The following is a 12683-nucleotide window of genomic DNA, read 5'->3' on the forward strand; positions in this document are numbered from 1 at the left end:
TATCGCTTAATTGAGAAAGGAGGCTGAAGAAGCATGTTATATTTAAATCAAAAACCTGAATATAATAAATATGATATTGGTGATTATACTTATAGTAAAGTAGGGCCAACCATTTTTTCTTGGAACGATGAAACAAAATTAAAAATAGGTAAGTTTTGTTCATTAGCAGAAGAAGTCGTTTTCATACTTGGCGGTGAACATCGCGCAGACTGGATAACGACTTATCCATTTAATGCACTTTTTGATGAAGGAGCACATATTACTGGTCACCCTTCTTCAAAAGGTGATATCGTAGTCGGCAATGATGTATGGATTGGTTATCAATCCTGTATTTTATCTGGCGTTACAATTGGTAACGGGGCCATTATCGGCGCCAGGAGCGTTGTTACAAAAGACGTACCCCCGTATGCAATTGTAGCTGGTAATCCTGCAAAATTTGTTCGATATCGTTTCCCACAAGAAACGATTGACAAACTAGAGAATCTCGCATGGTGGGACTGGGACATTTCTGTTATAAAAGGAGCCATTCCATTACTACTCTCCGACAAAATCGACGAATTTTTCACCTCGCCCGAAAATGAATCTATATGATTAAAACAAAAAGAGCATCCAATTATTTTTCAGGATGCTCTTTCTGTTTTTATTTTTTATGTCCATGCAAATGATTACACGGAGAACATTGAAATGGAATCTTATCTAAGCAATTAAAGTTTGTTTCGCAAATTTGTTCAATCGTTGGAACAAATGGAATGACAACTATGTTACTTTCTACTATTTGTGTAACAGGTGGCAATACTGTGCCTACTTGATGTTCAAAACGAATACTCGCTTGATTTATATAATTTCCTGAACCATTTGGCGCGCTCTGTACTGCTACTTGGAACGAAACTGTCCTTGCTTCACCAGGATTTAAAATTCCGATAAGAAACCCTACTGCCGGGCTTACATTCGGCACTGGCGTATTATCAACCGTTACACTTCCAGGAACAAATCGAACACTACTATCTAACATATCTTGAAAACGAATATTTTGCATTACAGTATCACCCGTATTTGTGATGACTGTCGTAAACGTAATGACATCTCCAATTGTTGCTACCTGTAAATCTGCCGTTTTTACGACTGTCGTTGAGACATTTTGAGGAATAAACGGGATAACAACTGTATTACTATCACCTTCAACTACTACTGGCGGCTCATTCGGATTTACAGTTGCAAGCCCATTCGCTGTAGCAGTATTTGTAACTAAATTATTTACTTGCCCTCCTATTATTACAACTTGGAAATTAATAATTGCAGCATCATTTGGCTGAAAATCACCTAACGGAATACCAGTATTCGGATTAGCAAATGGAAGAGGTACATCATTTACCGTTACCGTACCATTTATAAACAGCGTATTCGGATCAATGATATCTGTTAACACAATATTGGTCACAGGAACTGTACTATCATTTATAACAGCGATTCCGTAAGTGACAACATCCCCTATCATTGCTACTTCAAAGTTTGCTCCTTTTGCAACAAATAAGATTGCAGTATTTACCGTCACTATAACTGTATTGCTTGTATCCATCACTGTAACTGGCGGCTCCCCTGGTACTAAAATATATTCTGCTAACGCCCCAGCAACGTTCACTACTGTACCACCATCCGGAAAACTTGTAATCGTAGCTTCATATGTTACAAGTGCCGTCTCACCAACTGGTATATCAGGTATCGTAAATCCAATCTGCGGATTTAACCCCGGTTGCGGAACCCCATTTATCGTTACACTATTTGGAACGAAATCAGCTTCCTGAGATAGCACATCGATAAATTGAACATTCATTGCATCAGCAGTACCAGTATTTAATATACGAACAGTATACGTTACCGTTTCTCCTACACCAACAACTGAATGGTCTACTTCTTTTAGCATATCTAAGCTGCCTCTATTTACCGGCGTAACCGTCGTATTACTTGAATTTGTAATTGTAGACGGAGGTTCTCCTGGAATCAATTCGAAATCACCCGTTACTCTTGCTGTATTCATAATGCTACTAGAAGGCGGAACTGCGATTACATTTACTTCAAATGTAATTAATACACTATCCCCTACTGCAAGATCAGGCAATGCAAAGCCTACAAATGGATCTAAACCTACTTGCGGAATCCCATTTATTTGTACACTTCCAGGAACGAATTCTAAACTAGGTGATGGAACATCGATAAACTGAACATTCGTTGCTGTTACCGTTCCCGTATTTGTAACTTGCACACTATACGTTAACGTATCTCCTAATCGTGTCGCTTCTTTATTTACAGATTTTATAACGCTGAATCGTCCTCTATTCACTCTAGTTATCGTCGTATTACTCGGCTCTGTTACTACAACTGGTGGTTCTCCTGGCACTAAAGTAAAGCTTCCTGTTATATTTGCAACGTTCGTAATTGTTCCTGATGACGGGATGTTTGTAACTGTCGCTTGAAACGTCACTATAACTGTTTCACCAACTGGGATATCTCCAACTCCAAATCCAGTAATCGGATTTAAGTTTGGTTGCGGGGCTCCATTTATCGTTACACTATTTGGTACAAATGACGCTCCTGCTGAAATGGTATCAACAAACTGAACAGCATTAGCTGTTACTGTTCCTGTATTTGTTATTTGAACCGTATACGTTAATATATCTCCAACGAGAGTAGCAACCCTATTTACTTGTTTAATAACATTAAATTGCCCTCTATTTACAGTTGTAAGTGTTGTATTGCTCGGCTCTGTTACTATAACTGGCGGTTCTCCTGGTACTAATACAAAACTTCCAGTTACATTTGCCGTATTGGCAATTGTTCCGTTTGATGGCGCACTAACAACGGTTACTTGGAAGATGACTTCTACACTTTCACCTGGATTTATATCTGGAAGCGGGAATCCGTTATTCGGATTGAATCCAGGTTGTAACACACCATCTATCGTTACACTGTTCGGCACGAATGCTATAGAGGAAGGTAATACATCACTATATTGAACATTCGTTGCTGGCACTGTTCCTGTATTTTGAACTACTGTTGTATATGTGATTGTATCGCCTACTGCAACAACCGGCTGACTTACTGATTTTAAAACATTCAAACCAGGCTCATTGATTTCTGTTAATGTCGTATTACTTGTCGTTGTTTCCGTAATAGGCGGTTCTGTTTCACTTACAGCAAATGTAGCTGTAACGTCTACAAAATTAACAATCGTTCCACCTTCTGGTATGCTTGTAACCACTTCCTGATATGTGACAAGTACAAAATCATCGACAGGTATATCTGGAACTGTAAAACCAATGAAAGGATCTAATCCTGGTGCTGGTACCCCGTTTATGCTCACACTTCCTGGTACAAATGCTACACCCGCGGAAGTAGTATCGATAAATTGAACATTCGTCGCTGGCACTGTTCCGAAATTAAAAATCAATACATCATACGTTAATATTTCTCCTACCGTCGCTACTTCTTTATCTACTAGTTTCAATGGAAAAATAAACGCTATATTAATTGTCGTAACGACTAAATTTGTTAATATCGTTTCCGTAATCGGTGGTTCCTGCGGATTTGGTTGTGAAGTAAATGTAACATCTGCATCATTTAATATGACTTCATTATCTGGAATTTCTGTAATCGTCACTTGGAATGTGACCTCAATACTTCCACCAGCGATTAATAATGGAGTAACTGTAAATCCTATTTCTGGATTTAAACCAAGTTGCTGCACTCCACCTATCGTTACACTATTGTCAACAAACGTCGTTCCTTCTGGTATGACATCTTGGAAGAACACATCTGTAACAGAGATAATTCCTACGTTTGAAATGAGCACAGTATACGTTAATACATCCCCAACGGCCCCAGTTGCAACATCAACTGTTTTTGTTGCAGTTACTTCACCAGGAGGAGGTAACGGTATTGTAACTACCGTTGTATTACTTGAATTCGTTGTTGTTACAGGTGGCTGTAAAGGATTTAATAAGAAAGTGGCTGTAGCAGATGCTGTATTTAATACTGCTCCACGTGTAGACGGTGCAACTACCGTAACTTGGAACGTTACTGTCAATGATGTTCCAGCTGCAATATTAGGAAGCGGGAAACCAACATTTGGGTCAAATCCAGGTTGTGGCGTTCCATTTATCGTTACACTATTTGCTACAAAAGTTGTTTCTAAAGCAATTGGATCAAGGAAAGAGACATTCGTTGCTGTTACTGTACCGTTATTTCGAATGACAACAGAATACGTGTAAGTTTCTCCAAGTGCTGCTTGTTGTACAGATGAAGATTTTTGTATATTTAACTGTGCTGTGTTTACTTGCGTCACTACAAAATTACTATTTGTAACAGTCGTTATTGGAGGGTTTGCTGGATTTATAAGAAAACTTGCAGTAACGTTCGATTGGTTTCTTATATTTCCACCGCTCGGAACACTCGTCACTGTAACTTGAAACGTAATCGTAGCCGTTTGTCCGACCGGAATATTTGGTACCGGGAAACCTAGCATAGGATCCGCGCCTTGCTGTACGACTCCATTTATCGTCACACTATTTGCTACAAAGGCAGTACCAGACGGAATTGGATCTTGAAAAACAATATTCGTTGCAGGAACAGTTCCTGTATTTTGAATAAGAATCGTATACGTTAACGTATCTCCTACACCGGCTTGTGGTGTATTTACACTCTTCATTACATTAAGTGATCCTACATTCACTCGCGTCACAACAATATTACTAATCGTTACAATTGTAATTGGTGGCTGAAGAGGACTTACTTGGAAATCAGCAGTGACATTCGCATTATTCGGAAGAACTCTATTTGGTGGTACACTCGTGATTGTCACTTGGAAAGTAACTGTTACCATCCCTCCTACTGGAATATTAGCAAGTGGAAATCCAGTTGTCGGGTTTAAACCTGGTTGAGGTGTCCCGTTTATTGTTACACTATTCGCTACAAAAGTGGTTCCAACTGGAATCGGATCAAGGAATGATACATTTGTCGCTGCTACTGTTCCACTATTTTGTATACGAACTGTATACGTTAACGTATCTCCTACTCCTGCTTCGGCAGCGTTTACACTTTTCATTACATTTAACCCTGAAGAATTCACGATTGTCATAACAGTATTACTTGGTACTGTTACAGTAATCGGTGGCTCTGTTGGATTTACAAGGAAATCTCCAGTTACATTCGCATTATTTACAACATTATTTCCTTGGGGAATTTCATCAATTAATACTTCAAATGTAACAATAACACTGGCGCCAGTAGGCAAATTATTTAATGGGAATCCAAGTTCTGGATCTGCCCCTTCTTGTAAAACACCATTCACAACTACACTATTTTCAATAAATAATGTCCCTTGGGGAATTGAATCTTGGAAAAATACATTCGTAGCTGGTACACTACCTGCATTTATGACTTCTATTGTATATACTAAAATATCCCCTACTGTTGCAACATCCGTATTGACTGCTTTCACAACTTCAAAGTTTCCTGATTGTACTGTCGTATTCACAACATTACTCGGTACATTGATTGTTACTGGTGGTTCATTCGGATTCACTTGAAAGCTTGCTGTTACATTTGCTTGATTTAAAATATCTTCATTTTCTGGATTCTGTACAATTACTAAGTCAAATGTGACTACAACCGTTTGAGCCGCAGGAATATTCGGAAGAGAGAATCCTGTATTCGGATTTAGTCCACTTTGCTGTACTCCATTAATTGTTACAGAATTTGCAACAAATGAAACAGCAGAAGAAATAGGGTCTTGGAAAAATACATTTGTTAACGGAACGTTCCCTGTATTTTGGACGGCAATTGTGTACGTTAAAGTATCCCCTACCGCCGCTTGCGTTGTATTTACTTCTTTTATTACATTTAAACCGCCTGTATTAACTTGTGTCACAACTGTATTCGTTTGTCTATTAATTGTTATCGGTGGCTGATTCGGAATAACGACGAAATTAGCAGATACATTTCCGCGATTCGCAATCGTACCTCCCGATGGTGTAGATGTTACTCGTACTTGAAATGTAACAGTCCTACTTCCGCCAGGAGATATATTAGCTACTGTAAACCCAGTCGCTGGATTTACCCCAGGTTGTGAAACCCCATCCACAGTCACACTATTTGCGATAAATGTCGTTCCAATTGGGATTGGATCTTGAAAAATAACGTTCGTTGCAAGTACATTTCCTGTATTTTGAATTGTTACCGTGTACGTAAGAACGTCGTTAACCGTTGCAAAAGCTTTATCCACTGTTTTTCTCGTTGTTATATCAGCTATATTAATTGTCGTAACTACAGTATTACTTGTCGCTTGCCCTGAAACTGGTTGTTGACCAGGCACTGGAGTAAAGTTAAATGTTACACTCGCACGGTTTGGAATTGGATTGACAAGAGGGTTCGATGTTACTCGAACTTGAAAGCGCACTACAGTCGTTTGCGATGCATTAATACTTCCAAGATTAATACTACTTGCTGGATTCGCTCCTGGACGCGCTACTCCATTTACCGTAACGCTATTAGCGACAAATGTTGTTCCAGCAGGGATACTATCAACAAAAATAACATTGTTCGCAGTGACGTTTCCATTATTTGTGACATTAACTGTGTACGTTAATACATCATTAAGTGTTGCCGTCTGTAAATCTACAGATTTTTGCATACTAATAGTTGCTTGGTTCACTGTCGTTTGTACTGTGTTTGAAGAAGACGTACTTGTAATAGGAGGACTACCAACGAAGGGACGGAATTGATATGACACCATTGCACGATTTAAAATAGGATTGGGATTCGGGAATGATGTTATTCGAACTTGAAATGTAACAATTCTTTGCGTGTTATTTGGGATTGTACCTAAATTAATTCCATTAGCAGGGTTTGCATTCGGCTGTGTTACTCCCCCTACCGTAACACTACCTGCAACAAACATCGTTCCGTTCGGAATACTATCACGTAATACAACGTTTTCTGCACTTCCTGTTCCTGTATTTGGGACCGTAATTGTATAAGTGAGAGTATCCCCTACCCCCGCGACTGTTCTATTAACTGATTTAACAGGATTAATAATTGGACCTGTTGCATCAATTTGAACACCAAAACCAGCTGCTGCGTATCCATCTCCATTTGTAACAAATCGAACCGTTGCTGATGTTTGACTGTTTACTAAAGATGAGGAGGCATCTACATTCGTAATATCCCAACCTTGTCTTCGGACGGCCAAAGCTACCCCTAACGGCTGATTCAAATCTCCAAACGTGCCGCTCGTATCTAAATTTCCACTATCATTACAAATTTGTGACTGAAAGAAATTATTCGCAGGATTTCTCGGTCCGAATAATGCAACTGTAGCATTTGCATTCGGCCCAAAGCGAAGTTGATCTCCAACAATGTTAGAATCACCTTCTTGAGCAGTTACGAGCACTCTTCCTGTAACAGCTCCTGTTGCCGGCGTAGCAAAACCTGAAATTATAGCATCAACTGGCGGGGATGAAGCATCGATAATTTCTTGACCTGCATATACTGACAAATTTCGAAGTGGTAAACTTGCATTTTGATACACAACCTCAAGCGTCCATCCAGCTGAACGACTGATTGTTGGGTCGGCTGAAGTTCTTGCAGCTGGCACAGCACCCGTTGTATATGTGCCTGCTCCACCTGCACTAACAAGATTTGTTACATTGGCAGAGCGAGCATAATAAAACTGATTTCCTACTGAACCTTGCTGCGCGGTAGCAGGATCTGGCGTAACAGAAAACGTCCCTGCTGGCGTTGTAAATGTAATGTTATCATTTAAAAATGGTAAAACATCTTCCGTATCAGTCCGGAAAGTACCAGCCCAAACTAATTCTGCATATAACACACTGCTCCCCGCTGGAAGATTTAAAATTGCACTTGAAGAATTCAATTGCCACTCATCTGTTGTCCCTGCTGGGAACCCTGGTACTTGCAATGCTGTATTTACTGTCGTAAACACAGCAAGTGTACCAAAAATATTACCTGGTGCAGGTGATGTAGGGCTAAGTCCCAGCGTATTCCCAGTAAACGTGACGGCACCAGGTACTGTTGTCGTAAACCTATTTATAAAAGGCACACAATCATCTCATTTCAATTATAGTAAAAAGTGCTCTATACTATAAAATGTAGACAAACTATACAATGTACGTTGTCCAACAAAATTCCGCACATATGAGAGGGGTTTATAAAACTATGCGCTACGTTATCATAACAGGAACTTCACAAGGTTTAGGTGAGGCAATCGCTACGCAATTATTAGAAAAAAATACAACTGTCATCTCTATTTCTAGAAGAGAAAATAAAGAGCTTACAAAACTTGCAGAGCAATATAACAGCAATTGCATTTTTCATTCCCTAGATCTTCAAGATGTACATAACTTAGAAACTAACTTTAAAGAGATCATTTCATCTATTAAAAAAGGCAATGTATCCTCTATTCATTTAATTAATAATGCGGGTACAGTTGCACCTATGAAGCCAATTGAAAAAGCTGAAAGTGAACAATTCATTACGAACGTTCACATTAATTTACTTGCACCTATGATTCTTACATCTACATTTATGAAACATACGAAAGACTGGAAAGTAGATAAACGCGTTATTAACATTTCATCTGGTGCAGGAAAAAACCCTTACTTTGGCTGGGGCGCTTATTGTACAACGAAAGCTGGTGTAAATATGTTTACACAGTGCGTAGCAACTGAAGAAGTAGAAAAAGAATATCCAGTAAAAATCGTCGCTTTTGCACCTGGTGTTGTTGATACTAATATGCAATCACAAATTCGTGAAACAAATAAAGAAGATTTCATAAATTTGGACCGCTTCATTGCATTAAAAGAAGAAGGAAAACTATTATCACCTGAATATGTTGCGAAAGCTATTCGTAACTTACTAGAAACTGAGGACTTCCCTCAAGGCGAGATTATTAGAATTGATGAATAACAAAAAGGTGTGCTAAAATTGCACACCTTTTTGTTTTACTTCTCTAAAAATATAAGCACAGACTCCGCAATTTGCTCATAACCAATTTCTTGATAAATTTTATTCGATATCGGATTCGCTAAATCAGTATATAACGTAGTCGTCTTGTACCCTTCATCTAACATACGTTGACTAAGTGCCGCTACACAATTAGATGCGTATCCCTTTTTCCTTGCTTCTTTCGGCGTGTATACGAAATTAACTGTTATATTATTTTTAGTTGGTCTCGTTTTTGCAGCTACAGAAACAAGTTTCCTATCTACTTCCAAACCAAACAGTCGATTTGTAGTTATTAATGTATGCGCAGTTTGTTTTGCTTCTTCTTTCGTAGTAGGAAGCTTTACGTCTTCACAAAATTGATATATCCACTGTTCTATTAATGGTAATTCATCATTATTTACCGCCCGGAAAAGTCCGTTCGCATTACACTTCTTCTTTACTCTGTTCAGCTCATACACACCTTGCTCCATTGCAACATTCATTTTCTTATTTTCTAATACAGCAATCTCTTCCGCTAATTTCTGTACAATTTTCTTATTACCGATCAATCCTGGAATATCTGGATATACTTTCGTTAACTCTTTTGCAAGTTCCTCAATAGCTACTCCCGAAATTTCAGAATTTGCAACAATGATTTGTTTCTTCTCTTCTGTTTGCAGAAATACAACCGCAATGTCTTCTCCTTGTTTCGCTATCCCCATAAATATAGGTTCTTGAACCATTTGTAATACACCTAATATGAGATTGTTTTCCTGCTCATTCTTTTCTAGAAATGGTGTAACATCTTCTTTAAAATGAAAAATCTCTTCATATACATGTAATTGAATCATCGACAATCTCTTCTCTCTATTTATATTTTAATTAAGTATTGGCGATTAATTCATTAAATCCCTCTTTTACGATTCAATAATATTCAAAGCTAATGTATTCAAGGCATTTTCAGCTTGTAAAATTCTCTGTTTTTCCTTTTCAAATACATCTTCTTCTTTTCGAAAGGACTCTTTTCGATTTTTAATCATACGCTTCATTTCTTTTTTACTCGGTCCACCGTATACATTTCTTTTTTGAATAAAAGCTTCTGGCGATATAATTTCTTTCCACTCTTTTTCTAATAAATTTATTTTAAAATGTTCTTGCAAATACATATTTACATCTTTGAAGTGTAATTCATGTAGTTCTTTTTTCTGCTCCAATGACATATTTGCAATAGCACTTGCTGCATGATGAGCATGCCGAAATGGAATTTCATAATTTTTCGTTAAAACATCAGCGAAATCCGTTATCGTTATTGCATGTTTATAGGAACGACTTTTTAACGTTTCTTCTTCTACTTTCATCGTTAGGATCACTGCATTCATCATACAAAAAACACGAATCGCCTTTTCAATCCCTTTATATAAATATGGCTGCAAGTCATCTTCCGTATCGACAATATCACCAAATGGTGTATTATGAATCATTTGAAATACTGTAAATGCTTCTCCTAAAGCACTACTCGTAATTGCACGAGCGTGTTCAATTGAAACCGGATTTCGTTTTTGCGGCATAATACTACTAATTTGTACATATGGCTTTGCAACAGTAATACCGTCATATTCTTTCGTTGCTAACAACAAAAAGTCATGAATCCATCTACTCGTATTCGTCATCATTACCATAAGTAGCGAGCTAACTTCTAATAAATAATCCGCTCCGGCAACAGCATCATATGAGTTCTCAATTACAGTTGTAAATCCAAGTAGATGAGCAACTCGTTCTCGTTTAATCGGGAAACTTGTTGTAGAGAGTGCAGCCGCCCCCATTGGAGACTGATTTAAAAGCTGGTACGTTTTTTTCATTCGTTCTAAATCTCTTTGCATCGTATCATAAATTGCTAAAGTATAATGACCAAATGTTGTTGGCTGTGCCGGTTGTGTATGTGTATAAGCTGGCATGATCGTTTCCTTATGATCATCAGCAAGTTGCAGTACACTTTCTTGCAATAGCAAATAATGTTCCATTAATCGTAATATATACCGCCTTAAGCTCATGCGATACATCGTTACACCCATATCATTTCTACTTCTACCAATATGCATATTACTTACAAAATCGCATTTCGCTTCTTGAGAAATTAAATGTTCGATTAAAAAAAAGAGGTCTTCATGCTGCTCTGTATATACCAATTTATCTTTTGGTATTCGCTCTACTTTTCTAAGTGCGTTTAATATAACTTTAGCTTCTTCTATTTTCATTAAACTTTCTTCAGTCAGCATCGTAATATGTGCTTTATGCACTTGAAACATATCTTTCAATAAGTAATTTCGTTGAAAATCAAATACATGTTGTAATACACAATCCACATATGTTTTTCCAGGGAAATCAGCGCCTTCACTCTTTATAAACTCTTCCTTACTCTGTTTCATCACCTTTTCCCCTCTCACCTAAGTATTACTACCCATCATACCCATTGATAGAAAAAAAGTGCCTGTACATAAAAATAAACTCGGTGCTCTCTGCACCGAGTTTATTTAATAAAAGTCGCATCATACTTATCACTTTGCAACACTTGGAAATGTAAGTTTGCTAAATGTTTCCGTATTTCTGCACTATCGTCTTCATTTAAATTGTTCGCCAAAAACACAATTTCTGTACAGTTTCCACGTTTATCCATAGCGTAAACCGCTTTTGTAACCGTCCATGGTGTGTAACCATTCTTTTGCCCAGCATGTCTAAATGTTTTACGATATTTCTTAGCACTCATGTCTGTTTCAACGATATTTGCCCACACTTTTTCTTCAGCTTCTGTCAAGCCACCTTTATGGTTTGCCTTTTGAAGTAATACCATATAATCATTTGCAGAAGCTGCTGGTAATCTATCTGACCAAATTTTGTCGTAACGTTCCTCTAAATAAAGCGGAATTTCCTTCTGTAATAATGGTCCCTTCTTCTTTAAGCGTTCATGAATAATCATCGAATATTCACGATATTGCTCTTGAGACATTTCTTTTAACTTTTTCTCTATTTTATATTTTGGAACATGTAATTCTTTATGCAAATATCCCGGGATATACAAAGATGAAACGATTGGAAATAGTGGTTGATGTGCAGGAAGTGATAAACTTTGTAAATTTCGATTGATGTTGTCTAATCCTAACAATTCCATTAAGTATTCAGCATTTGCATTCGAACTAAACTTAACCATTCCTTTTGCCACTTCTTCTAAAGAAACCGCTCCTTCAGTTATCTTGCCCGTCTTCTCCAAATACTTTTGCCATCTATCTTGTGCACCACCATCTGTATTCGGCACATAATAGCGATTCACATCGTTAATCGACACAAAACTAGACGAATCAATTTTCCCTTCAGTAACTTGTTTCGTATATTCAAGCGCCACAATTAATTTCATCGTACTTGCAACTGGCAATACAACATTTGGGTTTACAGAATAAACAACTTTATCATTTCTCTTTACTAGAAGCGCACTATTTTTTTCATCTTTATGTTCTTCAATAAAAGATGCAATATACTGTGCATCATCATTATTTGAACTCCACACTTTTTTCACTAAAAAGTTACCCGATATTAGCAAAACAAAAATACCCACAATTACTGCGCATACTATAGTTTTTTTCAAGTAAAATTCCTCTCCTATTGTGTAACTCTTCTCTATTTATCATTTAAAA

General features: G+C 37.6%; 6 protein-coding genes. 2 read left to right on the top strand and 4 right to left on the bottom strand.

Going from position 1 to position 12683, the window contains the following annotated elements; translation table 11 throughout:
* Positions 1–33: 33 nt before the first annotated feature.
* Entirely contained in the window at positions 34–591 is a 558-nt protein-coding gene (locus IBT51_RS09555; RefSeq protein ID WP_000966308.1) for a CatB-related O-acetyltransferase, read from the top strand.
* 49 nt (positions 592–640) lie between these two features.
* Here IBT51_RS09555 and IBT51_RS09560 read toward each other — a convergent pair whose 3' ends face one another.
* Positions 641–8113 carry a DUF7507 domain-containing protein gene (locus IBT51_RS09560; protein ID WP_200458100.1) on the bottom strand — a complete coding sequence of 2491 codons (7473 nt, stop codon included), beginning with the start codon at positions 8111–8113 and terminating at the stop codon, positions 641–643.
* Positions 8114–8229: 116 nt separating this feature from the next.
* Between IBT51_RS09560 and IBT51_RS09565 the strand changes: the two genes are divergently transcribed.
* Complete coding sequence (locus IBT51_RS09565; protein ID WP_197241278.1) at positions 8230–8979, top strand: (S)-benzoin forming benzil reductase; 750 nt, start codon at positions 8230–8232, stop codon at positions 8977–8979.
* Between the two features lie 35 nt (positions 8980–9014).
* Here IBT51_RS09565 and IBT51_RS09570 read toward each other — a convergent pair whose 3' ends face one another.
* From IBT51_RS09570 to IBT51_RS09580, 3 genes are all read right to left on the bottom strand, one after another.
* Complete coding sequence (locus tag IBT51_RS09570; RefSeq protein ID WP_200458099.1) at positions 9015–9848, bottom strand: GNAT family N-acetyltransferase; 834 nt, start codon at positions 9846–9848, stop codon at positions 9015–9017.
* A gap of 66 nt (positions 9849–9914) precedes the next feature.
* Positions 9915–11423, bottom strand: coding sequence for an argininosuccinate lyase (gene argH, locus IBT51_RS09575; protein ID WP_053563853.1), 1509 nt, complete (start codon positions 11421–11423; stop codon positions 9915–9917).
* A 101-nt stretch (positions 11424–11524) separates the two neighbouring features.
* Complete coding sequence (locus IBT51_RS09580; RefSeq protein WP_000751368.1) at positions 11525–12634, bottom strand: serine hydrolase; 1110 nt, start codon at positions 12632–12634, stop codon at positions 11525–11527.
* Positions 12635–12683: the final 49 nt, after the last annotated feature.

Origin of the sequence: Bacillus sp. S71 (assembly GCF_016625265.1) — a bacterium.
Classification (GTDB): domain Bacteria; phylum Bacillota; class Bacilli; order Bacillales; family Bacillaceae_G; genus Bacillus_A; species Bacillus_A cereus.

Coding starts and splice junctions, on each gene's coding strand:
- IBT51_RS09555 (WP_000966308.1), top strand. CDS start 34: ATGTTATATTTAAATCAAAAACCTGAATATAATAAATATGATATTGGT.
- IBT51_RS09565 (WP_197241278.1), top strand. CDS start 8,230: ATGCGCTACGTTATCATAACAGGAACTTCACAAGGTTTAGGTGAGGCA.
- IBT51_RS09570 (WP_200458099.1), bottom strand. CDS start 9,848: ATGATTCAATTACATGTATATGAAGAGATTTTTCATTTTAAAGAAGAT.
- argH (WP_053563853.1), bottom strand. CDS start 11,423: ATGAAACAGAGTAAGGAAGAGTTTATAAAGAGTGAAGGCGCTGATTTC.